The organism is Saliterribacillus persicus, assembly GCF_003337485.1.
Taxonomy (GTDB): Bacteria; Bacillota; Bacilli; order Bacillales; family Amphibacillaceae; genus Saliterribacillus; species Saliterribacillus persicus.
Map to the genome: position 1 here is coordinate 1 of NZ_QPJJ01000022.1, position 25,192 is coordinate 25,192.

The window sequence follows — 25,192 nt, forward strand, 5'->3', positions numbered from 1 at the left end:
AATCTAAAAAAGATGACTCCTGTACAATACAGGAATCACCTTTCCAGTGTAGCATAGTCTTTTTTTAAAAAGTCCTTTACAAAGGGTACACTTTATAAGGCAGGAGCTTTTTTTATAATAGCGATTTATCCGTATTCATATCTGCGGTTAATTCCTGCACTTGGTACAGGCGGTAATAACCACCTTTTTTAGCCATTAATGCTTGATGTGTACCTTCTTCCACAACGATACCATTTTCTATTAAAATAATGCGGTCTGCATGCGTAATGGTCGAAAGTCGATGCGCAACAATAAATGTTGTTCGCTCTGAAGCTAATTTTTCTAGTGCATCCTGTATTAAGCTTTCACTTTCTAAGTCTAATGCTGAAGTAGCCTCATCTAGTATTAATAGTGGTGGATTCTTTAAGAATATTCGTGCAATTGCAACGCGTTGCTTTTGACCACCCGATAGCTTCACACCCCGTTCGCCGACTAGGGTATCATAGCCCTTAGAAAGCTCAGAAATAAATCCATGAGCATTTGCAGCTTTTGCTGCTTGGATCACTTCTTCATCTGTAGCATCAGGATTTCCCATTCGAATATTGGCAGCGATAGATTCACTGAATAAAATATTGTCCTGTAAAACCATGCCTATTTTGTCACGTAACGACCTTGCTTTAACATCTCGGATATCCACTCCATCTATTAGGATGCTTCCATCTGTCACGTCATAAAAACGAGGTATTAAGCTTATAATAGTCGACTTACCTCCACCGCTCATTCCAACTAAAGCAATGGTTTCCCCTTCATTTACATGAAGATCGACATCTTTTAAGACAAGATCTTCTTCATCCTCGTACCGAAAACTAACATGGTTAAAAGTTACTTCACCAGCAACATCCTTTAGTTCCTTTGCATCTTCCTTATCCTTTACATCATACTTCTCATCCATAAATTCAAACATACGATCCATCGATGCGATCGATTGTACCAAAACGGTAGAAGAACTGATTAATCTACGTAATGGATTATAAACAAGATCCATATAACCGATAAAGGCAGCAATGGTACCAACAGTTAAGTCACCAGTAATGGCAAAATAACCTGCGAACCCTATGACAAGAAGCGGAGCTAAGTCAGTAATAGTATTCATAACTGCAAAGGTTTTCGCATTCCACGATGTATGATCAATTGCTCTTGTTAAAAAGTTATGATTTCTCTTATCAAATTGACCCTGTTCATAATCTTCTAATGCAAAGCTTCTAGTAACAGGTATACCTTGTACACGTTCGTGTAAATGTCCTTGAACTTCAGCCAATGCTTGTGAGCGATTTCTAGTTAAGTTTCTTAATTTACCATAAAAAATCTTGACCGCAATTCCGTATAACGGAAATAAGGAAATAGCGACAATAGTTAGCCAAAAGTCCATAAACATCATAATTCCGATTGCAATTAAGATAGTAATTAAATCTAACCAGATATTCATTAAGCCAGTCATGACAAAGTTCTTTGTTTGTTCCACGTCATGGACAACTCGAGAAATAATTTCACCTGTTTTTGTTCGAGAATAGAATTTCAAGCTTAGCTTCTGAATATGATCGAATAATTGCTCGCGAATATCAAATAAAATTTTATTGCCTGTCCATTGCGCTAAATACTGTCTGTAATACTCAACAGGCGGCCGAAGAACAACAAAAATAAGCATTGCTATTCCAATGAGCCAAAAAAGTTGTGTTAATTTTTCATCTGTCGCCATTTGCTCTGCATTGATAATATCATCAATTACATATTTAACGATTAACGGCATTAATAAAGGGATCCCAAACTTGATGATCCCAATTAAAATCGTTATGAGTATTTTCCATTTATAAGGATATACGAATTGTAAATATCGTTTGATACTGTCCACGACTTCTCACCTCTCTTATGTTGTTGTATCGATGAAGTTTTAAGAACGATAGGTTAGATACAGCTCGTACCATTGATCAACAAATTCTGGTGAAAAAGGGCCTTTTCTTTGTCTGATCCAGCGAAGTAAATATTCAACATTTCTCCACAAAATTCCATCTAATTCCTTTGGGTAATCCATTTCGTGCCTATGCACCTCATATTCATCTTCATCAAGTAAAATATAAGTCATGTCAGGAAATACTTTTACATCTAGGTCATAATCAATATATTTAACCGCACCTTTTTCAAAAACAAATGGGGAACTGATGTTACAGTAATAATAAATACCATCATCTCTTAGCATTCCAATGATATTAAACCAATATTCTGCATGAAAGTAACAGATCGCAGGTTCTCTCGTGACCCAATTTCGTCCGTCACTTTCTGTAACAATTGTTTTATCATTCGCTCCGATTACCACATTGCTTGTTCCCTTTAGTATGGTTGTTGTATCCCAGACACGATGGATGTTTCCATTGTGCTTATAACTTTTGATTTGGATTTTCGCGCCAGGTTCTACGCCATCCATTCGTATCTTCCTTTCTGCGATTATTTTTAAGTAATAGTAATATTATAACGGGAAAAAATGTGAAATGGAAACAATTCTGTTTACAAACTAAACATATTAATTTTATATTGTTCGATATGTACATCTTACCCGACCGTATCAAGAAAAAATTTTGTGGTTCACCATCTGCTTTTACTATTGATAAAATAGAAAGCATTAGAACAAAAGAAGAACCTTTCCAATACAAAAGGAAAGGTTCTTCTTTATTTGTTGTAGCTTTAAAACACTTTGTGAAGTACTGTGATAGCTATCAAAGCTATCTTAGTCGCAACCGGTGCAATTAAAACAGCTTAGCGATTTTGGTTTTGATTTTGGTTCTTTTTTTGATTTGCTTTTTGGTTTTGTTGTCTTACTTCTTGTGCATCAGTTTCGCTTGCAAATTCAGTTCCGAATTTACCTTGCCCTTGTGCAGCTTTTTGGTTTTGGCGTTTTACTTCTTGTGCATTTGTTTTGCTAGCTGGATTTTGGTTTTGGTTTTTAGCCATCTTATATCACCTCCACAAAAATTAATTTCTCCAAATGCTAAAAAAATATTCTTAATTTTTGCGAAGGGAATTATTGGATGTAAAGTTTTAACCTTATTCGATTATTTTTCATTAAACTACATATACTTTTACTAATGTTTTAACAGTTGCTATGTTATTTGGTTAAATATTTTTTGATGTGACACTGGTAAAGGTAGCTCTTTTATTTTTTCTTTTTTCATTAGACTTGCCTGTGCTTCTGTTTTAATCTCGCCTTCGAGCTCTACTTCAAGCACAGTTAAATGCCATGTTATATGAGAGAAAACATGTTTAACAGGACTTAGTTCTTTGATTCCTTTAATGGACCAACCATATTTTTCTCTTACATAAAGAGGTAATTGTTTCTTTTGCACTTCTGATTTATCAATCATGATAAACTGCCACATATTTGCAAGCAAGCCAGTCTCCGGACGTTTTTCTAATATATATTTTTCATTCTCATCCTTAAATACTAATGCAAAATATTCTAAGCTTTTTTGTTTCTTTGCTTTCGACTTCACAGGTAAGCTCTCTTGAATACCCTGTTCAAATGCCTGACAATGCTCTTGCACAGGGCAAAGTAAACAAGTTGGTTTTTTAGGAGTACAAACCGTTGCTCCAAGCTCCATTAACCCTTGATTAAAGGCAGATGGATCTTCATGCGAAATAAGATCCGTAACACAGCTTTCTATTTTTTTACGAGTCTGTTGATTTGCAATGTCATCATCCATTGCTAAGATTCTTGAAAATACGCGCATCACATTTCCATCTACAGCAGGCTCTGGTTTTTCATAGGCAATGCTCAAAATGGCACCTTTTGTATATGGACCAACACCTTTGAGTTCACCTAAAAGATCCGGTTGATCTGGGACTTTGCTTTCGTAAACTTCCACAACCTCCCGGACAGCTGCTTGCAAATTTCGTGCACGGGAATAATAGCCCAAACCTTCCCATGCTTTTAATACTTTTTCTTCTTCTGCTTCTGCTAAATCATTTAATGTTGGAAAACTGGTTATAAAATTTTGAAAATAGGGTATTACAGTATCAACCTTGGTTTGTTGAAGCATAATTTCTGAAACCCAAATTTTATATGGATCTTGATCTGCTCTCCAGGGTAAATCACGCTTTTCAGCGTCGTACCAATTAATTAAATCTTTTTGAAAGGCATGCTTTTCTATTTTGTTTGTATACTTTTTGCTATCAAATGTTTTCACAATCATTCATTCCTCATGCTACAATATAGTAAAGCGTCTCTTATTATTGAAAGGGGGACAACCATAGATGGATACAGGCACGCACATCGTTATGGGTGTGGCACTTAGTGGTATAGCCACGCTTGATCCAGTTGTACATCAGGATCCTACCCTTTTTAGTGCAGTTATGGTAGGAGCAATTGTCGGTTCACACGCTCCTGATTTTGATACGATTTTAAAATTACGAAATAATGCAGTATATATTAGACACCATCGTGGAGTGACACATTCAGTTCCAGCTGTTCTTTTTTGGGGTATTGCTCTAGCAGCTATTATTTATGCATTCGTCCCAAGTGTCGATTTTCTCCATCTCTATTTATGGACTGCTCTAGCCGTGATTTTACACGTTTTTGTGGACATATTTAATGCATATGGAACGCAAGCCTATCGGCCGTTTACAAGGCGGTGGGTCGCATATGGTTTTATAAATACGTTTGATCCTTACATCTTCATTTTACACATTATCGGTATTATCGCATGGGTGCTTGGAGCAAATCCAGGTACTACATGGTTAATGATTTATTTTATCATTTTCCTTTATTATATTAAACGCTACATTGATAAAAGGGAAATTGTCAGCATTATTAAAGATCATTTTGACGAGGTAGAGCAAATTGCTACATCACCAACAACACAGCAAAATATATGGCGTGTTGCTGTTACCTCCAAAGATAAATTTTTTGTAGGAAGAGTGGAGCATGGGCATATTGAAATCATTGACACCTTTGACAGACTAAAGTTACCAGATGATCCTTTGATAGACATCGCTTTAAAGGATAAAAATATTTCTGCATTTTTATCTTTTTCACCTGTATACAGATGGGAAATGAACGATTTTGAAGACTTTACAGAAGTTCGGTTGATTGATTTAAGATATCGTTCAGATGGTCACTATCCCTTTGTAGCAGTAGTACACATTGATGACAATATGCGGATCATGAATTCCTTTACGGGATGGGTTTTCTCTGAAGAAAAATTGCAAACTAAATTAACAACAGAGAATGAAGTAACTTCTTAATTAATAAAGATTGTCAAGATCAAGAAGTCATTATGACATCGATAAGCATAAAAAACCAACCTACCATTTTCGGCGGGTTGGTTTTTTTAATGTAAAGTTGGATCTTTTCCGTCCAACATTTTTTTATATCTTGGATAATTTTCTGCAAATTCATTTAATCTCGGTCCATAATTCGCGATCCAGTACTTTACAATACGTTCAGTTGTATGTGGACCTAAATACTCTCTACCAGCTTTAGCGGACGTTGCTTCAAAGTCTTCCCACAACAAGGTCACCCACGCCTCTGCTTCATCTGGTGATAACATCGGATTTGCACTATATAATTGTTCGGCTAGACGTTTTATCGATTGCTGCATGTTTGATCGTCCCTTCCTTTTGTCTTTACTCTATATCATTCGTAATGGGTGATTGGTTTCAGTCCGTTCCTTATCGAAGTCTCTTTCTCACTACTTCTCTTTCTTATCACCTAGTATAGAAATAGGAACTGCTTCTTCTTCCTCATATACTTGTCCCAATAGATTAATACGGTGTCCCCAAGCAAACACACCATTTTTATAAGTTATTCTAAACGTTTGACCAGGATCGCCAGCTAATTCATATTCTTTTCCCTTTTCAAAATCAGCAGGATTTAATAAATAAGCTGCTGCCATTTGCATTTTACGTTCTAGAATGGCATATTCACTAATATTGCCCCATTGCTCTGCTTTTTGAACCTGTTCCTTTAATGATGCAACTTCCTCTCGTAACTCTTCTACTGTGAAGTTACTATATCTTCTATCCATTAGTTTCACCGTCATTTCTTATAATTATGCTCTTCTTATATTTTAACAATCTTTACGATAATTTACATCTATTTTACAGCAGAAATCTTTTTATACGAGAGATAATTCGCTATACTTACAATATAATAGTCGATATTTCTATCTGTTGGCTAAAATAAGCATTGGGGGATACTCTTTAAATGATAAAAATGTTTGCAACAGATTTGGACGGAACGCTGCTCGGTCACGGTAATTACTTAAAGCCAAAAGATATCGAAGCAATTGCTAAGATAAAAAATGAAATGGAATTCACAGTAGCTACGGGCAGGTTAGATCGAGAAATTACAGAAATATTTAAAGCCTTAAAGACTACTGGACACCGCGTGAGCCAAAATGGAAGCTTTGTCTATTCAGAAGATAACAACATGATTCATAGTCATACGTTCGACCCCAAGCTTGGCAAAACACTGCATGAGGCTATAGTTGGCTACGAGCAATTATTTTGCATTATGACAGCTGATGATATTTATGTTTCTGAGCGAACTCCAGAAATTAAAGCAATGGAGCATCTTTTCTATTTTGATCTAAAAGAAGGTGTTGATTTTGTTGAGTCGTACGGAAAGGCCATTCACCCTAGTAAATATATGTTGTTAGGTGAGCCAGATGAAGTCAATCAATTGCAAGAGAAAATTCGTAGTGAAATTTTCCATGAGGAAATCGTAACCTATATGTCCGATAAAAGATGTCTTGATATTTTACCTAGAGGTATTAGCAAAGCATTTGGACTTGAAAAGCTAGCACTTGAGCGCGGAATTAACGTAGATGAGATCGCTGTTATTGGTGATTCCTTTAATGACATACCAATGTTTGAGATGACCCCACACAGCTACGTTATGTCTCAAGCACCGGCTGCCGTAAAGGAAAAAGCTAATTTTGTTGTGGATCATGTTCATGAAGCAGTTTCAGATGTACTTAAAAAAATGAATACCGTTAAAGCCTAGCTTATTCATTCTCAACATATTCTTCTATAAAACGATCGATAAGTTCTGCTGAAAATCGTTTGCGGTAAAGGGCACTTTTAACTTTATGTTTCAGCTCAAAACCTTGTGATTTTCGACTATATTTCTGTAAAGCTTTTTCACCTTGAAACACAACAGCTTGGTATTCCGCTTCATTATCTTTTTCAGGTGAAGCGGAAGCTAATGCTTCTTGAATTACGTCATTTGAAAATCCTTTTTGCATCAGGTTGAGCTTTAATCGGTCAAGCTGTTCTTTATAGGATTTTTTTTCGTTAAAATTAGATTTTTTTTCGATCAATTTCAAAACCTTTTCATATTGCTTATCAAAGGTATAAAGGGGGATGACTTCCTCAATAATGAGACGATCCACACCTTTTTCAATTAACTCTTTTTTTATGAGAAGCGGTCCTTTACTTGTCGTTAAAATCCTTGTATTAATTAGTGCAACAGCAAAAGCTTTATCATCAAGTAAACCTTCTTCCTTCAGTCGGTCCATCACTTCACTTACTGTTTCAAGCGGTACTTCTTTCTTCTTTAAATAATCAAGTAACTCTTTTTCTGAGCGCATGCGATAGCTTAAATAATGTAAAGATAGGGTATACAATTTATGTGTAGCATCTTTATCTTGCAGGCTATCGATCTTTGCTTGGTCAAGCTCCATCCCTTTATGGAGATGTTCTTTTATTAAAATATCTTCATCAACACTAAAACCGTAGAATTCTTTTTTGCCATCATTTAGAAAGATATTATAGCGATGTTTTGATTTCTTTTGTGTCGTAATTCGGCTGATCTGAACCATGCTCTTCACCTCTTCTGTTCATCTTATCACACAAACGTATGTTCCGTAAACAAAAATCATATTAAAAAGGTGGCTATTATATGCATATTGCAATTGCTGGCGGAACCGGTTATGTCGGAACCCAGCTAACCAAAGCACTTCTAAAAAGAGGCGACGATGTCTCCATTCTCACTCGTTCCCCGGAGAAATATCAGAACAAGCAAAATCTTACTTATGTAGGCTGGTTAAAAAGCGAACATGATCCTGCTAAAGAATTGGACGAAGTAGATGCCGTTATCAATCTTGCTGGAGATTCTTTATTTGGTTATTGGACGGATGAAAAAAAGAAGAAGATTGTTAAAAGTAGATATAAAGCTACAAATGCCATTGTCTCCCTTATTAATAAAATGGAAACAAAACCAGATGTGTTAGTAAATGTTTCTGCAGTAGGATATTTTGGTAACTCAGAGATGGATGTTTTCACTGAGGAAGAGCAGGTACCAGGTGATGATTTTTTAGCAAATGTAGCGAAAGCATGGGAAGAAGAAGCAAAAAAAGCGAATGCACTAGGGGTCAGAACTGTTTTAGCAAGACTTGGCGTCGTCCTAGGAAAGGAAGGTGCCCTTCCACTTATGGCTATGCCATTTAAACTTTTTATTGGTGGAAAAATTGGTAGTGGAAAGCAGTGGATTTCATGGATTCATATAGAGGATGTCGTTGGGATGATTTTATTTGCTATTGATAATGACGGAGTAGATGGACCGCTCCATGTAACAGCCCCGGAGCCAATGCAAAATGATCAATTCAGCCAAATACTTGCTACTGTTTTAGATCGTCCAAACTGGCTTCCTGTTCCTTCTATTGCCATTAAATTATTATTAGGAGAAATGAGCACATTAGTAATCGATGGCCAACACGTTTTACCAGAAAAAGCAGAAAAAAATGGCTATCACTTTGCGTATCCGAAGCTAGCTTCAGCCCTCAAAAATATTTACAAAAAATAAATATTATTTTTTGTAAAATTCGCTTGTATTTAACTGTATTTCGTGATATTTTATTATTTGTGTGATTTAAACAGCTTTATAAGGTTGTTTTATACTTATATCGTAAATATACATGCATTTACTCGAAAAATTATCTAAATTTTTGTTTTCAAATCAATCTAATTCGAGTATGATATAAAGTACAAAAAGGTTTTAAATTAAGTCAGTTTGAAAGGAAAGATTTTTCTAAAGTCCACTGCTATCGTGGATATTCAAATCATTCACACTAGTTATTCATATATAGGGAAGGCAAATGGTGCGCCACCAACGAAATCGTTGGTTCTAGTGGGTTCGATTCCCACCCCGAATTTTTGTAATTAACAAGATAAAAATTCGAGGGTGGAAGGGAACAACTAGGGGCATATCTGCCTCTCTTTTTCACCCTCCCTAAAAAGGAGGGGTTTTTTATGCTTAAAAAGCGTGAATTACATGAAGCACCACAGCTGTTTGATTTAATGCAGCACCCAGAAGTATTTCCATTTGTACGGCATAAAGCATACTCAAGTGATGAATTCTATTTTTTAACTAAAAAAACTATCGAAGCAGAAGAAAATGGAGAGTTAATTTCTAGAACAATTCTTGATGATTATAATCAGCCGATTGGAACCATTAATTTATTTGATGTTGAAAATGGTGCTGGCTTTTTAGCTACATGGATTGGAGAACCGTATTTTGGAAAGGGCTATAACAAGTTAGCAAAAGATGCATTTTTTGATGAGTTATTTTATGACCTTAATATTCAAGCAATCTTTATTAAAATAAGAAGAAGTAATTTACGCTCTTTAAAAGCTATTCTAAAAGTCCCCTTCGTTACTTTCGCCAATGATACGTATACAGATGTATTTGAAAAAATTAATGAAAATAGTCAAGCTGATCCTATTTATGATCTGTTTGTGATCTCAAGAGACCATTATATCCTTCATCAACAAACAGCAACAACTGAAGAAGAAGCTGTTGTATCATAATAATTAAGCCCAAGTTATCCACAAAATTGTGAATAACTTGGGCTTTTGTTTATTTATCGCTTTTTAACTTGTGTATAAAGTTGTGCACAATTTTTCGTGTTTTTCTGTGGATAGTGTGGATAAGTTTGTTCATCTTTGTGGATAATGCGATGCGTCTGTGGATAACTAAGTGGATAAGTTACCCTATTAAATTTTACCCTGAGGATTACTATTTAGTGAAAAATGCAAATGAGAAATATGAAAAAAAGTATATCTTATCTATTAGATCGAAGACTCTTTTCTTAGTCTTCTTACATTATCTCTTTCACTCTTCCTACCACACCACTTTCTAACTTCACTTTAATCCCATGCGGATGGGTTGCTGAATTTGTTAATATTCTATCCACTACTCCTTCTGTTAATTTACCAGAACGCTGATCCTGTTTTTGTACTACTTTTACTTTTGATCCTTGTTTAATGTCTTGTCGATTTGTTCCAGCCATTACGTTTAATTCCCTTCTAATTGCTTTATTTTATAATCTAAGTTTATCATACACTCCCTTCTATTCTTAAAAACAAGAATATCTGGTATCTAAAATTATTTCGTGCGCTTTACATTCTTTAGTTGTACAATAGGAAAATATGAATTTTAATGAGGGATTGTACATGAAGTTAATTAAAATTTTATTTCAAATTGCTATTTTATTTGCTTTTTATTATATCGGAACCTGGATCCAAGAAGCTTTTTCTTTATTTATACCAGGAAGTATTATTGGAATGCTGTTGTTATTTTCGCTTTTATTATCCAATTTGGTGAAACTTCACTGGATCAACGAGGGAATTGATATTCTGCTCAAGGACATGCCGTTATTATTTATTCCAGTTACAGTAGGTGTATTAGAGTATATCGATTTTTTCATAGGAAAAGGAATTATTCTTTTATTCATTGTACTATTTAGTACTGCAATGGTGATCATCACTAGCGGATTTACAGCTAAGCTTTTATTAAAAGGAGAACAGACTGATGAGTAATTTTCTAATTGGTACGGCTTTTCTTTCTGCGACTGTCTTTATATTTTTTCTAACTAAATGGATTTATGCACGCTTTCCATCTCCTTTTTCATTACCAATATTTCTAAGTACTATAGCGATAGTGGGTTTTCTATCTATTTCTAACATTAGCTATGATACGTATATGATTGGTGGACAGTGGATTAATCAACTCCTAGGCCCTGTAGTCGTGGCGCTTGCACTTCCTCTTTATAGACAAAGAAAATTATTGTTAAAATATATGAAACCTATTATTATTGGCACCTTTATGGGGTCAGCAATTGGAATTTTAAGTGGTTTTTCATTAGTGAAATTATTTGATTTTAATAAAGATATTGCTCTATCTGTTTCTGCAAAGTCGGTAACCACACCAGTGGCTCTTAGCATTACAGAGCAATTAGAGGGTATTATCTCTCTTGCAGCGGTATTTGTCATGATTGCTGGTATTGGTGGTGCTGTAATGGGGCCAAGTCTTCTTCGTCTCGTCAATCTTCATCATCCTGTCGTTAGAGGTATCGGAATAGGGACCGCCTCTCACGCAATAGGAACTGCTAGAATTATGGATGACAGTGAGTTAGCAGGTGCTGTTAGTGCTGTATCTATGACGATTAGTGCTTTGTTTGTGGCAATACTAGCGCCATTTTTAATTAATTTGTTCTAGGGCTTTTCCTATTTCAAAGACTTATTTCTATTTGAGGGGCCCGTTCTTTTAATTCATCGATGAATTTTTCTTTATTTTGAGGTGAGATTATCACACTCCCCATGATTCCTCCGTGATAGCTTATTTCTAAAGCATCTTTAGATGAAAGAGCACGGTATCCCGAAAGCATTCCATTAGTTGAAGATATTCGAATGATTTTTTCATAAGGAATTCGACTTCTAAACAATCCTGCCTTTATAAATAGATGAGTGTCACAAAAAATATAAGCAACTCCATATCCAGTCATCAACAATAGTACAATACATAAGCTACAAATAATTACTGAAATTACTATATCAGACATCTTTATATCATCAATTATAATTAACGGCCAAATGAACGTTATCAATATTAGACCGATAGAAAAGGCAATCAAACGACCAAAATATTTATCCTTTTTCGAGGTGAACTTCATTGATTTAGTCTCCTATTCCATAATGGTTATAATCGTATTTACGCAATAGCTATGTAGTAGGTTTCTCATTCTATAATTTTTTTTAATAGATTAAATCTGAAGGAGAAAAAATTTTCAATAATATGGTAAGCTAATAACATAGAATATTTAAAGCTTGAAGGAGAAGAGTAGACATGCAGTTTTTTTTAAAGCTTGGCTTAAATCTAATTAAAATGAGAAATTTAACTTTAATTCTATCGACTGGAATATTTATTCTACTGTGTACTGTCATTATCTACACACTAGAACCAGAAACTTTTGAGAGTTTACTAAACTCCTTTTACTTCGTTATGACCACCTTCTCAACTGTAGGCTATGGAGATTATTCACCAGTTACGATGACGGGTAAATTATTTGCCGTAGTTATGTATCTTATTGGGATTGGGCTACTTGGGGTAGTTATTGGAAAGATAGTAGATGCATTTAGTATTTTCAAACGGAAAAAGGAGGAAGGTAAATTGAATTATTTAAAGAAGAATCACATTATTATTGTCGGCTGGAGTAAAAAAACAGAAGCCGCTATCGATGAAATCGTGAGTACTAATCAAAATGTTGGCATTGTTATCATTGATACTTTACCACACTCTCCAATAGATGTTGGAGACGAACAACTTCATTATATTCAGGGTGATCCTAATGAGGAAGAAACTTTCTTAAGAGCGAATATTGAACATGCTGCATCTGTCATTATTTTTGCTGATAATACCCTTCCAGATGCAGGTTTAAAGGATGCGAAAACTTTAGCATTATCCATAATCATCGAACGATTAGCTCCACACGTACATACGACAGTAGAAATCTTAGTGGAGAAAAATACAGCTAACTTTGCTCATGTAAAAGTCGATGAATATATTTTGTCAGAAAATACAATTTCAAGATTAGCTGTTCGCTCTTCTATTTATAAGGGTGTAAGTAAAATATATAGACAATTAATCAGTCGTCAGCATGGTGAAGATCTTTACCAGATTACAAGCAAAAAAAATTGGGTTACCTATCGCGATGCATTTGATGAGTTATTAGAAAGTGGTGCCACTTTAATTGCAGATGGTGAAAAATTAGATATTAATCGACGCTTAGAGGAACAGATTCCAGAGAATGCTGAGTTATATGTGATCTGCGACCATGAAACATACCAATCTATCATGTAAAAGTAAGGCTTCCTAACCAACTAGGAAGCCTTTTATCGTTTATTTACTTTCACCATCATAATAAATGCTGCCATATCAGTATCAAATCTACTCTTTTTGGTAAAACCTAATGATTGATAAAGATGAATTGCTCTTTTATTAAATGTAGCAACTGTCAGTCGAATATTTTGAAGTGGATTATTTTTCTCTATTTCTTCTAGGATAAAAGCCACAAACGAATACCCGCGTCCTTGTCCGACGAATCTCGGATTCATACCTAACCCTACATCAACAAGATCTTCTGCATAGACTCCATATTGATTACCTTTAGGTACTTGAGCTGATTCACCTGTACAATAAAACCCAAGAATATCCTCTTCTGTCTGATCCAAAATTATAAAATAGCTACCATTTAGTTTTTCTTCTATTGCTTCATTTGATTTTTCACTGTTATAGAAATCATATGGTTTTTCATATTGCCAGCTGCTAATTTCTAAGGCATATGGATAGCTCATTTCTTTTATAATATATTTCATTTAGTTACTCCTTTTCTTCTGTAATCGTCCCTTGATGAAAGTACAATTGCCATCTATTATCTATGTATTTCCATATAGAACTTCGAAGTGTATTGCGATTCCTAGTTGTATTTATTAATAAATAGGTGGTAAGCGTGAGATCTTCAGATAGTGGATAGACTTCAAAATCATGAACCGTCATTTCAAACAAACCAACCCCTTCATTTAAACAATCTGACTTAGTGTACATCTTTCCTGAACTTCCAATCTCCTTAAATTCATCTGCTAATATGTGTGCCAGCTTCTCTTTAGACTTTCTAACATCTATATCCAAGTGACTTTCTTCTAGCGATTTAAAGTATGCTTTAGTACTGTCATTCATCTATATATCCACCTCAGTCTTAAAGATTATGTGCCTTCTTTAAATACATAGTTTTCTATCTTCCTACTATATACAGTCTATTTTTAATGGAGTAAAAAGTGTAGCTGTATTTTTTCTTTTATTTTACAGTATCTTATAATATATTCCATAATTTTGTTCAAATACCATTCCGCTTCTCTTCATTCAAAAACATATATCACATTTCTTGCAAAAAAAAGAAAACTTAGTTATCACCAAGTTTTCGGCATTCCTTAAATATTCGTTGTTGTGACGTTTGCTGCTTTTTTGACAACATACTTACACGCATTTCCACCTTTAGCAAGGCATTCTACACGTTCTACTTCATCTGTTCCAAGAACATTTTTAAACAAGTTCAGCTCGCATTCACACGGCTTATCATATTTATTCGCAATTGCAACGATTGGACAATTATACTGGGAAAAAGACAATTCTTCTTCATTTTCTTCTTGGAATTCCGACATATAGCCACTTTCTTCTTGAACCTGAACAAGTGCCTTAACCTTCTCTGATAATTCGTCTTCTGCAAAAATTCGTCTGGCATATTTTTTGTACATTCTTTTCTCTCTTTTTAGAAATAAATTATCAATTGCTTCTGGCCCCATAGTTTCTTCAATGTCATTTAAGAATTCCATTGTTATGGTATCATACTTGGTAGGAAATAAATTTTCTCCGGCACTGGTTAACGAATAAAAAATTACAGGGCGACCCATTGGCTGTCTTACTGTTTTAGAAGAAATTAATTGCTCCCCTTCTAACTTCACCAAATGTTTCCGCACGGCCATTTCAGTAATGTCTAGATGCTTTTTCAAGCCACTAACAGATAATTGCTTCTGTTTCTTTAACAATTCTAGAATCGATTCTCTTGTGGTCATTTCCTTTGTCATATTCAGTCACCTACCTTTAATTCTATTTTATGCCAAAAAGTTTGTGAAGTAAATAACAAACTTTGTTTTGGTACTTAAATGTTGACAAAGTTGTGAATAAAAGTTTATTTTAAAGGTCAGCCTCATTAATCGCAGTGAAGTAGGTCACAGTATAAGCGAGTGGAAGGTGATATCTATCGGTATTGTTGTAGTAGAATTATGTGAAAGTAACGAGATAAATAACGTTGAAATAGAAGCAATTATTGAGTCAGAATATCCGGAGGTTGCCGTTTTAGTAAACGAATGTCTTAGTTTTTGTGGATTTTGTCGCTTTAAGCCCTATGCAATGGTGAATGGTAAAAGAGTTAGTGGCAAAACAACAGACGAATGCCTAGTGAGGATTCGCGCTGCAATTGAAGAAGAACTGTCCTTTTATCAATAAATCTTTTCCTTATGAAATTCCTTGGTGGGAGAAGACAGCAGAATTTTAGCCATAGGGAATCATAAAGCAATATGTTATCTATAGTTTTTAAGATCCTTTTTCGATATAAAAGGATCTTTTTTTGTGGTAAGCTGTGGAACTTCAGAATTCCTCATATTAAAGACATTTTTTACATGTTCATATTTTCAAATCCTGATCCATCAAAAAAAGCAGCACTCAATCAAAAGAGTACTACAGTTATATTTTTTCAAGCCTTTCCAATACGATTCGCCCCGTTGAAGCCATTTTCCAAACGGCTTTATAATGATTGCCCCATTCGAGTAACATTTTTTCGTAAAAGTCTTTTCGAAGGCTATTGTAATATTTAATTTTATCTCCAGATGAGCGTGGATTAACTCGAACGTTATGCAGGAATTCATTAACATGAACCCATTTATACGTTGAAATTAATCGTAAAATCATTCTCGCATCTTCAAAATATCTACCTTGCCAAGGATCATTCGTTATCCAGCCCCCGACCTTTTTTACAGCACTTGTTCGATAACAGCGCGGGTTCACCATATATCCTAATTTCAATAACCAATCGTATTTAGTAGAGAAGGAGGGCTGCTCTATTGTGTCGACCTTTTGCCACTTTAGCTCATTGTCTTCCTTCCATAAAGCATGATTACCATAAGCAAATGCAGCATCCTTTTGCTTTGATAAAGGTATAACAAGTCGTTGTGCGGTTTGTGGATTCAGCCAGTCATCACTGTCAAGCTGCAAAAAGTAGGGTGTTTTAATATGTGTAAGTGCATGATTGAGTAAATGAGAGATGCCTTCGTTTTTCTTAAGAGGAATAACTTTTAGTTTGCTACTTTTAATGCTTGCTAATTTTTTTAAAGAGTTATCTGTTGAGGCGTCATCAATCACTAAAATTTCCTCAGGTTCTAAGGTTTGAGTTAAAGCACTCTTAACTGCGGAAAGAATCGTATCGGCATGATTATAATTCGGTATCACAATGGTATAACGGGTGTCTGTTTGTTTCTGTGAATTTGGCACAAGCCCTTTTAGATAATAATGATCATTAACCTGTTGCCAATCAGCAACATACTCATCTCCCCATTCCAGAAGCACTTGGTTAAATAAATGATAGCGATAGGCGACACGCAGGGATTTTGTTGTATCAAATTTTTGCTGATTTGCTGTATATTTTCGGCGATGATACAAAAAGTCATTAATCCATACACAAGGATAAAGTCGTGCAAGTCTTAATGTAATTTGTACATCCTCGACAATCATATCTCCCTTAGTTTGGGCCATCCATCCGCCGACCTCTTTTAATTTTTCCGTCCAATAAAAGCGTGGCGCCATTGCCTCGTTTATCTTCTCTAATAACTGATAACGATCTTTAAATTGCTCTAACATTATTTCTTTTTCTTCGATCAACTGATCCTGTTCGTCATACGTATAACAAATATGGTTAGCATACAACATTCCTGCGTCAGAATGTTTTTTTGCTGCCTCCATTAGCTTTTTTAATGCATGATTCGGTAACCAGTCATCGGCATCTAGTTGTAAAAAATATGGTGTCTCTACAAGCGTGAGTGCATAATTCAAAAGATTTGTTTGTCCTAGATTCTGTTTTAATTGAATTAGCGTGATATTTTTATGCTTTAAAAAAGGCTCTACTTTTTTAACCGATTGGTCTGTAGATGCATCATCTAATATCAGTAAATGCCAATTCTTAACGTTTTGTGCTAAGACGCTTTTAATCGCATCTTCAATGAATTTTTCTTTGTTGTAGAGTGTAATAACCACTGTTACCTCAGTCATCATTCTCACTCCCCTCAGTAATTGGGATTAACTCGATGGATTGCCATAAATTTTCTGGACCAACCATGTGGACTTTATAGGCATTTCCCCACCTTTTTATTGCCTGTTCTGTTAAATGCTTTCTTACTTGATTATAAATCCATGCATTTTTATCAAGGCTTAGATTGTTCTGATGATAGCGAAAGTGATAGAGATATTGATCCACATGCGCCATTTGATAAACATCATATAATTTAAGCAGCATCCGCCGATCCTCCATATACCGCCCTTTAGTGAGTTCATCAATTTCCCAGCCACCCACAGATTGAATTGCTTGTGTTCTATAGAATCGTGGCTGCACCATCGGATCATACGTCGCAAAATCATAACGATCCCGAAATGGTCGATGAGCAACTCTTTTTTCTAATTGAAGAAAGCCATTACGCTCATGCCAATGAATCGTGTTCGCATATAATAGAGCAACATCCTTAGGTAGTTGTACCATTTTTTCATACATGACTTCGAGTGTATGGGGTTCTATCCAGTCGTCTCCATCCACCTGGATGAAATAGGGTGTATCAATGTGCTTTAAAGCAATATTTAGCACATCACAAATGCCTGTATTCACTTTCTTTTCGATAAGTTTCGTGCGATTATCTTTTTTATATTTATTTAAAAGGGAAACCGTGTGATCAGTAGAAGCATCATCAATCAAAAGGAGTTTAAAATCTGGAAACGTCTGAGCAAAAATAGACTCTAATGCTTTGTTAATATAATTTGCCTTATTATAGGTTGGCACTACTACCGTAACCTCACACATCCTATCCTCCTCCTTCACGTTCCCGGACCTGTTCCAGGGCCAGTTCCAGGACCCGAACCGGGCTTTGTTCCAAGTGTCGCTTCCTCATTTAAAGATGGGGGTTCTGCCACTGTAACTTGTTTCGGCACTTCTTCTTTTAACACTGGTTCGGTGATTGGTGGTTGTTCTTCTAGTACAGCTGAGCCATCCTTTTTCTCCAAATAACTCAACTTTTTCCACCCTAAACCATACGTTATAATGTGAGGCGTATAAGCATCCCCCCATCTTTTCAAGGAATTTCTGATTGTCCATTCTTCTGTTTCAGCATATTTTTGTATTTGATTAGTATGGTTATTGGCATGGCGGCGGTGGTTATAAAGCATTTGATCGATCCAATGGAAGCGATACTTTTCAATTAATCGGTGTAAGACTCTTTTATCTTCTAGATATCTTCCTTCATACGGATCATCAGTCGGCCACCCTCCGATATCCTTTAAAGCTTTAGTCCGGTAAAAGCGTGGCCAAACAGAAGTATTGGCCAAGATAAAGTCATATTTATCCTGAAAGCTTCGACCTTTATAAACCTCTGTCATCATTCTTTCTCCTTGTTCATTCTCATGAACAATATGAATATTCCCAGAAATAACTCCGACATCATCAGGTACCTTTTTCGACTCTTTCACAAGCACTTCTAGCGTATGAGGATAAAACCAGTCATCACTATCTAATTGAATAAAATATGAGCTAGTTACCTTTTCTAATGCTTTATTCAGCGCTTTGGATTGCCCTACATTGTTATCGAGTTTAAGCAATTCCACACGTGGATCAGCTAAATATTTTTGAATACCTTCCTCGTATGCTTCCGTTGAACCATCGTCCACTAATAATAGCTGCCAATCCTCATAAACTTGCTCAAACACACTCTTTATTGCAGTATCAAAATATCTCCCTGGATTGTAAAATGGAATCACAACCGTAACTTCATTCGACACTTTGGCACCTCTTTTCTTTTCCTTTTTAAATAAATTCCTCCAACTGCGTTTTATTTTCATGCTCTCAAACCTTTCTGAAGGTTGATCATATTCATTCTCTCCAATCTATTTTTGGAAGATATACATTTACTGTATTAAGCTGAGCGCTTTTTTGTATAGTAAAGATGCAGGGGGACAAGGATGGAATTTATTCTCAAGATTGTGGATTTATTCTCGACTTCGCGCATTTGTTCTCGACTTTGCGCATTTGTTCTCGACTTTGCGTATTTGTTCTCGACTTTGCGTATTTATTCTCGACTTCACGATTTCCTTGCAACTTTCACGATTTCCTTGCAACTTTCACGATTTCCTTGCAACTTCCGTGATTTGCTTGCAGCTTTCACGATTTCCTTGCAACTTTCACGATTTCCTTGCAACTTCCGTGATTTGCTTGCAGCTTTCACGATTTGCTTGCAACTTCCGCGATTTGCTTGCAACTTCCGCGATTTGCTTGCAACTTCCGCTATTTGCTCGCAACTTCAACGATTTATTCTCGACCTTCGTACTCCCTTCTAGAATCCCTGTAAAAAAATAAAGAAGCTTGGCGTCCGCCAAGCATTTCCTTATCAAAAATTCCTTTATAATTCTTTGAGTGTTTTTTCTAGACCTTGTTTGATGTGATGGGCTGGTTTCCACTTTAATATTTGTTTTGCTTTTTCATTAGAAAGGCAGCTGTCTTTTATTTCTCCATTTTTCCGTGGGAGATATAGTCGCTTTATTTTTTTGTTTTCCATTTTTTCAAGTAATTCAACTAAATCGTTCACAGATGTTTTCTTCATCGTACTTACATTTAATATTTCATTCTTTCCGTGCTTAATCGCTTGTAAATTTGCCTGAACTACATCATCGACAAAAATAAAATCCCTTGTCTGCTCACCATCTCCAAATATTCTTACTCCTTGATTCTCTTTTAGCTTGGAGGCAAAAATTGCGATCACACCACCTTCGCCCTTTGCTACCTGGCGAGGACCATAGACATTTGCATAGCGCAAAATTGTATAAGGAAGTCCATAAGATTGTTGGTATAATTTAATGTAAAATTCCGCTACCATTTTGGATAATCCATAAAAAGCGAGAGGACCTAAGGGAGTGGATTCTGTAATAGGAATATGTTCAGTTTCGCCGTACACAGCTGATGTAGATGCAAAAATGAATTTTTCCAGACTTACTTCTTTACTTGCTTCTAATAAGCGAAGCGTCCCAAAAAGATTCACCTCAGCATCAAAAGTAGGATCTTCCATCGAGGTTGTTACATCTGCTTGTGCGGCCATATGGAAAACATATGCAGGTTTTATTTTTCGAAAAAGGCCCTTTACATCATCCCTGCATATATCCAGCTCATAAAATGTTGCTTTAGGATTTATATATTCCTTTTTCCCACTCGTTAAAGAATCCAAAATATGAACCTCGTGTCCTTCTTGAATAAGAGCATCTACTAAATGTGATCCAATAAAGCCAGCGCCTCCTGTTACCACCGTGATCATATTAACTCACTCCTCTGATGTGACTAGCTTCATCATTTGATAAAAGTGGCTCGGGAAAAGCATAATTCGAAGGAAGCTTAGCCTGAATATCTTCGGCTATTTGTTCCTCGTTCATGTTTTCGGTGTCTTTTACAGGAGTAACTGCCTCTTCCTTTTCCGTCGCTTTTGGAAGGCTCGCAGCGTCAGATATCACTTCTAAAGTTGTTTCGCTAGGTAGATGATAATTGAAGGGTAATTCTTTTATAATATTTTCTGCGATCTGTCGATTCATAAAAATTTCAGGTTCTATAAACCCATCCGTAAAAATTCTTGAATAAACATCACGTTCAATCGGTGTCACTTTACTGCTAAGCTCTGGGTGAGGTCCAGTAGGAATAGTGCTCTTTCTTGTAGTCACTTTTTTCCAAACTTTTTTTAGTTTCCAAAACCAAATAATGATCATGAGCTTCAAATTTTCAATAAAATCATGCATGAGAATCACCTTGCTTTTTTGCCTCAATTTCGGCTATATATATCTTCAATAACTCTCGCATACCTTTATCTATAGACCAATTTGTCATCCCCCACTTTTTGGCATTACTTCCTAACATTTTTCGATATTTTTTGTTCGCTAATAGCATTTCAATATTTTTGCATAGCATGATTTCATCCTCTGCGGGGGTTAATATCCCTGTTACACCATGTTCAATAATCTCTGGAATACCTCCTACTTCACTTGCAATGACAGGTTTTCCAGCAACTTGAGCTTCAATAACAGATAACGGTTGGTTTTCTATTAAGGTAGGAAGAACAAAGATTGTAGATTGCCCTAATAAGCTTGGAATATCTTCTCTTTTGCCTAAAAATAAGACATCATTTTCCAGACCTAATTCTCGCACCTGTTTTTTTAATTCTGCTTCCTTTTCCCCCGTTCCAGCTATCCAGCATACCCAATCCTGACGTTCCTTCTTTAATTCGGCAAGGGCTGAAATTAAATAATTTATACCTTTTAATTCTACTAATCTCCCTGCATATAAAATGACAGATTTATCCTTCGGTGCAAGCATGGTAGGTTTTTTCTTTAATTTTTTGATGAATTTGTGTGTATCAAACCCATAATGCAGAATTTCTAGCTGACTAGCATTAACATTGAATTCATTTCTTAAAATACCATCTAACCAGTTATTTGCTACAATCGTTTTTCCAGCAGAGGTCGCACCTAATGATTCAATCTTGTCATAATAAGCTCGTGCGATATGGGACGTTTCTGATTTATGAATCGTTTTTAACTGTTTTCTAATTTCATGTGCAACTGATCCATGTAAGGTAGCAATTAGTGGGGTATGTTCCTCTTTTATTCGACTGAGTGCAATGGTAGAAATAACATCTTGGGTATGAATAAGGTCATACTTTTTTACGCCAAAATAAGCTACACTAAGTTCATATACATATCGCTGTATCTCTGTCCATTTCACTAAAAAGTTGGAGTATAAATCTGGATAGTTTTCTGGTTTTAAATGTGCATTCACTAATGGAATCACTTTATCGCGGGCAAGAACTCTTTTTTCTGTATAAAGCTGAACCGAGTTATTTTCTTCATCATAACCAATTACATCGACCTCATGACCAAATTCTTCTAGCTTTTCTCTCAATTGTTCCATATATGTCCATACGCCACCAACATGGGGGATTGGCCAATAGGTAGCTAACAATATTTTCATGCCTCATCTCTCCTAATTTAAATGTCATTTATCCTAACTATATTGTGATTACTGCAATACGGTGCAGACACATATCTTGAGTTTTTAAAAAAGGCGATTGTTCGAATATCATGTAACTTGAATTTAAGGCGTTTCCAATACTGTGTTGTACGTTAATAAATGAGGTTAATAGAATATGATCATTTGAAGGACAATCGAAGCATGTTTAATCGGTACATCATCTGTTAAAAAAATTAGCTTTCCATCTGCTAATTTGTAATGAAGCTTTGGTTGAAGCATGCCATTGACAAAAAGATTCGTATAGGATACTTCGTCAGCATTTAATAACCTAGATAATGGGTATGATTTGATTGCATCACCTGCAACGTATGTGTGACGTCTGCCATCTGAAGTGGCAACAAATTCATATACACGTACTTTTCTAGGAATACTGGTTCGTTTTACTTGAACAGCTGTATATTTTGGAATCGACAAATATGGTTTAGGAAGATTTGCTGGTATGTTCTTTTCTTTTTTCACCCTATACTCACCCCCACGCAGGAAATACGCCATTTCTCTATTAGTATATTGATTTAACTGTGATTCGTGACCTATGGGTATCAGACTTATTTTGAAAAAAATCCGCTTTAATATGGCTCTACTTTTATTCTTTTGCATATGGTGTAATACAGATTGTCTTTGAAGGAGGAAAATAGAATGGGGTTAAAAATAATAAAACCTACGTACGAAATAGGGACGCGGGTCGTTACTTGCCCGCTTGTAAATCGCTTTTTTTATCAAACAAAAGAAAATATAACAGAGGAAGACACTTTTAAAATTGATGCCGCAGAGTTTTTCGATGATGATGGTGAAGTTGCAGAGGCACTGCCGAAGCTTAATATGAATAACAGTTATTTTAATGTGTTTATTAACGGCATCCTGCAAATGGAGGAAAACTTCGCTTATACAGCTGGACCTGCTGGAATTGGTAATTTGATGGTGTCTGTGCCGGAGGGTTCTGAAATAAAGAGTGGCACACCAGTCATTCTTGAGGTTATTAATTTTGAACCAAAATTAATTTAATAATTTTTAAAAATAGAAAAAGCTCGTATTCTACTAAGAAAACGAGCCCTTCTTTTCTATTTATTTTAAACGGAATTGATCTACTATCTTTTTTAATCCATTGGACAACTTATCAAGCTGCGAAGCATGATTTGCAACCTCTTCCATCGATGTACTAGATTCTTCAGCTGATGCAGAGGTTTCTTCAATACCAGCTGCTGATTCTTCCGCTGTAGATGCTATTTCTTGAAGAGAATTGTTCATTTCAGTTGTTCGATTCGAAACATTATCCAAATTACCTGTAATGTGTTTAATTTGTTCTACCATATTTTTTACCGCTTCATTAATGCCGGCAAAGGTTTCTTTTGTTTCCTGAATTTGTGCAGAACCTTGTTCTACCTCTTCATAACCCTCTTCTAATGCAGAAGTGGCGTTACTTGATTCAGATTGAATTCGTGACACAATGCCTGTGATATCACTAATCGAATCTGACACCTGCTCGGATAATTTTCTAACTTCATCCGCAACAACAGCAAAGCCTTTTCCATGCTCTCCTGCTCTTGCTGCTTCAATCGCGGCATTCAGTGCTAACAAATTGGTTTGTTCAGAAATATCTTTAATAACGGCTACAAGTCGACTTATTTCTTGAGACTCTGTATCAAGGTTTTTCACATTATCAACCGCAGCTTTTACAATTTGATCGATTTTACTCATTTGAGCTGCAGATGCCTCCATCAAATTGCTTCCCGTTGTGGTTTTTTCTAATACTTCAATCGAAGCCTCTCCAACCTGTGTTCCTTCTTGAGTGGTTTGTGACACAATTCCTTTAAAGTCTTCCATCATCTGTGATAACGTACTAACATGATCCGCTTGAATTTCTGCTCCAGAAGCCAGTTCTTCCATTGTGGTAGTAACCTGCTCTGCTCCTAGTTTCACTTCACTTGAAGATTTATTTAGCACATCACTTTGCTCGTTTAAGGAAGTAGATGCTTGCAAAATATCTGTCATCATCTCGCTAAGACGGCTTTGCATGCCATTCATCTCATCAGCAAGCGTTTTTAGCTCATCCTTTGTCTTTACTTCAATGGGCTCGTTCGATAAATTTCCGGCGGACAGTTCACGCATCCGATTCATAACAAGATGAAGCGGTTTAGTGATACTATTTGAGAAAAACCAAACAACTAAAATGCCTATAATAATAAATGTAATAATAATAACTAAAATTTGATATAAGATCTGATTAGCAGGTTCATTATAATCCATCAAATAGGTACTAGAACTTACCACCCAGCCCCAATTTTCATCGTATAATGAATAAATAACCTTCTCCTCAATTGCATTTTCATCATTTGGTAACGGCCAGTCGTAATACGTATAACCCCCACCATTTAACGCTTTTTCTGTAAACTCTTGTGTAAACAGATTACCTGAAGAATCTGTTGTTTCCCATAAGCTCTCCCCTTCTAAGCGTGGGTGAGCTAACAGTAATCCATTTTCATCTGTAATATACAGATAACCATTTTCACCTAGATCTATCAAAGGATTTATTGGTCTCGTGCCATCTGTATCAATTTCACCTAGTAAAGATTCTTTTACTTGTTCTTGCGCATCTTCTAGAGCTATATTTCCATTTTCTACTTCTTCATTTAAAGAATCTATCATTTCCATTGTTAACATGACGCTATTTTTTAAATTGCTTTCTCCAATTTCATTTAATGCTTCACGACTTTGAGTAAATGTTAAATATCCCAGTATTAGTAACGGAATAATTAAAAGTAATAAAGAAGTGGTCATTAACTTAAATCTCACTGTAACTTTTCTCCCCATGCTTGCTTTTTTCATATTTTCCCCTTTCACCCTACTTGATTTTCTTTCCCCTTATCCTATTATTCGACATTTTTTTTAAATAGTTAAGTAATTTTTGAAAATTAATGAGTAAATAGTTATAAAAAAAACGATCGGAATAATCCTGA

At 35.6% G+C, this 25,192-nt stretch carries 29 protein-coding genes; 9 read left to right on the forward strand and 20 right to left on the reverse strand.

What is annotated here, in order from left to right; genetic code table 11:
• Positions 1–112: 112 nt before the first annotated feature.
• The 4 genes from DFR57_RS17110 to mutY form a co-directional block, all read right to left on the reverse strand.
• Positions 113–1,888 carry an ABC transporter ATP-binding protein gene (locus DFR57_RS17110; protein WP_114354439.1) on the reverse strand — a complete coding sequence of 592 codons (1,776 nt, stop codon included), beginning with the start codon at positions 1,886–1,888 and terminating at the stop codon, positions 113–115.
• A gap of 39 nt (positions 1,889–1,927) precedes the next feature.
• The gene (ntdP, locus tag DFR57_RS17115; RefSeq protein ID WP_114354440.1) at positions 1,928–2,458 is read right to left on the reverse strand and encodes a nucleoside tri-diphosphate phosphatase; all 531 of its coding nucleotides are present in this window, start codon (positions 2,456–2,458) and stop codon (positions 1,928–1,930) included.
• A gap of 329 nt (positions 2,459–2,787) precedes the next feature.
• A complete protein-coding gene (locus DFR57_RS17120; RefSeq protein WP_114354441.1) occupies positions 2,788–2,982 on the reverse strand; it encodes a gamma-type small acid-soluble spore protein in 195 nt (64 codons plus the stop codon).
• 149 nt (positions 2,983–3,131) lie between these two features.
• Positions 3,132–4,220 (reverse strand): A/G-specific adenine glycosylase, encoded by a 1,089-nt coding sequence (mutY, locus tag DFR57_RS17125; protein WP_114354442.1) that lies wholly within the window; start codon positions 4,218–4,220, stop codon positions 3,132–3,134.
• Positions 4,221–4,281: 61 nt separating this feature from the next.
• Here mutY and DFR57_RS17130 point away from each other — a divergent pair, with 61 nt between their 5' ends.
• A complete protein-coding gene (locus DFR57_RS17130) occupies positions 4,282–5,271 on the forward strand; it encodes a metal-dependent hydrolase (protein ID WP_114354443.1) in 990 nt (329 codons plus the stop codon).
• A gap of 86 nt (positions 5,272–5,357) precedes the next feature.
• Here DFR57_RS17130 and DFR57_RS17135 read toward each other — a convergent pair whose 3' ends face one another.
• Both DFR57_RS17135 and DFR57_RS17140 read right to left on the reverse strand, forming a co-directional pair.
• Positions 5,358–5,627, reverse strand: a complete 270-nt coding sequence (locus tag DFR57_RS17135) for a YfhJ family protein (RefSeq protein ID WP_114354444.1) — start codon at positions 5,625–5,627, stop codon at positions 5,358–5,360.
• A gap of 90 nt (positions 5,628–5,717) precedes the next feature.
• A complete protein-coding gene (locus DFR57_RS17140) occupies positions 5,718–6,053 on the reverse strand; it encodes a YfhH family protein (RefSeq protein WP_114354481.1) in 336 nt (111 codons plus the stop codon).
• Positions 6,054–6,232: 179 nt separating this feature from the next.
• Between DFR57_RS17140 and DFR57_RS17145 the strand changes: the two genes are divergently transcribed.
• A complete protein-coding gene (locus tag DFR57_RS17145; RefSeq protein WP_114354445.1) occupies positions 6,233–7,033 on the forward strand; it encodes an HAD family hydrolase in 801 nt (266 codons plus the stop codon).
• A 1-nt stretch (position 7,034) separates the two neighbouring features.
• Here the strand turns inward: DFR57_RS17145 and recX are convergent, their stop codons facing one another.
• The gene (gene recX, locus DFR57_RS17150; protein ID WP_114354446.1) at positions 7,035–7,850 is read right to left on the reverse strand and encodes a recombination regulator RecX; all 816 of its coding nucleotides are present in this window, start codon (positions 7,848–7,850) and stop codon (positions 7,035–7,037) included.
• An 80-nt stretch (positions 7,851–7,930) separates the two neighbouring features.
• On the opposite strand from recX, the gene DFR57_RS17155 reads away from it, so the two are divergent.
• Entirely contained in the window at positions 7,931–8,833 is a 903-nt protein-coding gene (locus DFR57_RS17155; RefSeq protein ID WP_114354447.1) for a TIGR01777 family oxidoreductase, read from the forward strand.
• Positions 8,834–9,279: 446 nt separating this feature from the next.
• Positions 9,280–9,837, forward strand: coding sequence for a GNAT family N-acetyltransferase (locus DFR57_RS17160; RefSeq protein WP_114354448.1), 558 nt, complete (start codon positions 9,280–9,282; stop codon positions 9,835–9,837).
• 290 nt (positions 9,838–10,127) lie between these two features.
• Here DFR57_RS17160 and DFR57_RS17165 read toward each other — a convergent pair whose 3' ends face one another.
• Positions 10,128–10,319, reverse strand: a complete 192-nt coding sequence (locus tag DFR57_RS17165; RefSeq protein ID WP_114354449.1) for a YwbE family protein — start codon at positions 10,317–10,319, stop codon at positions 10,128–10,130.
• Between the two features lie 163 nt (positions 10,320–10,482).
• On the opposite strand from DFR57_RS17165, the gene DFR57_RS17170 reads away from it, so the two are divergent.
• The gene (locus DFR57_RS17170) at positions 10,483–10,848 is read left to right on the forward strand and encodes a CidA/LrgA family protein (RefSeq protein ID WP_114354450.1); all 366 of its coding nucleotides are present in this window, start codon (positions 10,483–10,485) and stop codon (positions 10,846–10,848) included.
• Positions 10,841–11,527 (forward strand): LrgB family protein, encoded by a 687-nt coding sequence (locus DFR57_RS17175; RefSeq protein ID WP_114354451.1) that lies wholly within the window; start codon positions 10,841–10,843, stop codon positions 11,525–11,527. Before DFR57_RS17170 ends, DFR57_RS17175 begins: the two co-directional genes overlap by 8 nt.
• 13 nt (positions 11,528–11,540) lie before the next feature.
• On the opposite strand, the gene DFR57_RS17180 is transcribed toward DFR57_RS17175, so the two are convergent.
• Positions 11,541–11,981 (reverse strand): PH domain-containing protein, encoded by a 441-nt coding sequence (locus DFR57_RS17180; RefSeq protein ID WP_114354452.1) that lies wholly within the window; start codon positions 11,979–11,981, stop codon positions 11,541–11,543.
• Positions 11,982–12,154: 173 nt separating this feature from the next.
• Between DFR57_RS17180 and DFR57_RS17185 the strand changes: the two genes are divergently transcribed.
• The gene (locus DFR57_RS17185) at positions 12,155–13,168 is read left to right on the forward strand and encodes a potassium channel family protein (protein ID WP_114354453.1); all 1,014 of its coding nucleotides are present in this window, start codon (positions 12,155–12,157) and stop codon (positions 13,166–13,168) included.
• Between the two features lie 32 nt (positions 13,169–13,200).
• Here DFR57_RS17185 and DFR57_RS17190 read toward each other — a convergent pair whose 3' ends face one another.
• The 3 genes from DFR57_RS17190 to DFR57_RS17200 form a co-directional block, all read right to left on the reverse strand.
• Positions 13,201–13,683, reverse strand: a complete 483-nt coding sequence (locus tag DFR57_RS17190; RefSeq protein ID WP_114354454.1) for a GNAT family N-acetyltransferase — start codon at positions 13,681–13,683, stop codon at positions 13,201–13,203.
• A 4-nt stretch (positions 13,684–13,687) separates the two neighbouring features.
• A complete protein-coding gene (locus DFR57_RS17195; RefSeq protein WP_114354455.1) occupies positions 13,688–14,044 on the reverse strand; it encodes a nuclear transport factor 2 family protein in 357 nt (118 codons plus the stop codon).
• A 251-nt stretch (positions 14,045–14,295) separates the two neighbouring features.
• On the reverse strand, positions 14,296–14,949 hold the full coding sequence (locus tag DFR57_RS17200) for a helix-turn-helix transcriptional regulator (RefSeq protein ID WP_114354456.1): 654 nt from the start codon (positions 14,947–14,949) through the stop codon (positions 14,296–14,298).
• Between the two features lie 175 nt (positions 14,950–15,124).
• On the opposite strand from DFR57_RS17200, the gene DFR57_RS17205 reads away from it, so the two are divergent.
• The gene (locus DFR57_RS17205; RefSeq protein WP_114354482.1) at positions 15,125–15,370 is read left to right on the forward strand and encodes a YuzB family protein; all 246 of its coding nucleotides are present in this window, start codon (positions 15,125–15,127) and stop codon (positions 15,368–15,370) included.
• 237 nt (positions 15,371–15,607) lie between these two features.
• Here the strand turns inward: DFR57_RS17205 and DFR57_RS17210 are convergent, their stop codons facing one another.
• From DFR57_RS17210 to DFR57_RS17240, 7 genes are all read right to left on the reverse strand, one after another.
• Entirely contained in the window at positions 15,608–17,185 is a 1,578-nt protein-coding gene (locus DFR57_RS17210) for a glycosyltransferase family 2 protein (RefSeq protein ID WP_170133026.1), read from the reverse strand.
• The gene (locus DFR57_RS17215) at positions 17,178–17,984 is read right to left on the reverse strand and encodes a glycosyltransferase family 2 protein (RefSeq protein WP_114354458.1); all 807 of its coding nucleotides are present in this window, start codon (positions 17,982–17,984) and stop codon (positions 17,178–17,180) included. The genes DFR57_RS17210 and DFR57_RS17215 overlap by 8 nt, the downstream gene beginning before the upstream one ends.
• Positions 17,985–17,998: 14 nt before the next feature.
• Positions 17,999–18,955, reverse strand: a complete 957-nt coding sequence (locus DFR57_RS17220; RefSeq protein ID WP_245937513.1) for a glycosyltransferase family 2 protein — start codon at positions 18,953–18,955, stop codon at positions 17,999–18,001.
• Positions 18,956–19,572: 617 nt separating this feature from the next.
• Entirely contained in the window at positions 19,573–20,478 is a 906-nt protein-coding gene (locus DFR57_RS17225; RefSeq protein WP_114354460.1) for an NAD-dependent epimerase/dehydratase family protein, read from the reverse strand.
• Position 20,479: 1 nt separating this feature from the next.
• A complete protein-coding gene (locus DFR57_RS17230; RefSeq protein WP_114354461.1) occupies positions 20,480–20,950 on the reverse strand; it encodes a hypothetical protein in 471 nt (156 codons plus the stop codon).
• Positions 20,943–22,178: a glycosyltransferase family 4 protein gene (locus DFR57_RS17235; RefSeq protein WP_114354462.1), complete on the reverse strand. Its 1,236-nt coding sequence runs from the start codon at positions 22,176–22,178 to the stop codon at positions 20,943–20,945. Before DFR57_RS17235 ends, DFR57_RS17230 begins: the two co-directional genes overlap by 8 nt.
• A 165-nt stretch (positions 22,179–22,343) precedes the next feature.
• Positions 22,344–22,697: a DUF4183 domain-containing protein gene (locus DFR57_RS17240; RefSeq protein WP_170133027.1), complete on the reverse strand. Its 354-nt coding sequence runs from the start codon at positions 22,695–22,697 to the stop codon at positions 22,344–22,346.
• 177 nt (positions 22,698–22,874) lie between these two features.
• Here DFR57_RS17240 and DFR57_RS17245 point away from each other — a divergent pair, with 177 nt between their 5' ends.
• Positions 22,875–23,240, forward strand: coding sequence for a DUF4183 domain-containing protein (locus DFR57_RS17245; protein WP_114354464.1), 366 nt, complete (start codon positions 22,875–22,877; stop codon positions 23,238–23,240).
• A gap of 60 nt (positions 23,241–23,300) precedes the next feature.
• On the opposite strand, the gene DFR57_RS17250 is transcribed toward DFR57_RS17245, so the two are convergent.
• Positions 23,301–25,028, reverse strand: coding sequence for a methyl-accepting chemotaxis protein (locus DFR57_RS17250; protein ID WP_245937514.1), 1,728 nt, complete (start codon positions 25,026–25,028; stop codon positions 23,301–23,303).
• Positions 25,029–25,192: the final 164 nt, after the last annotated feature.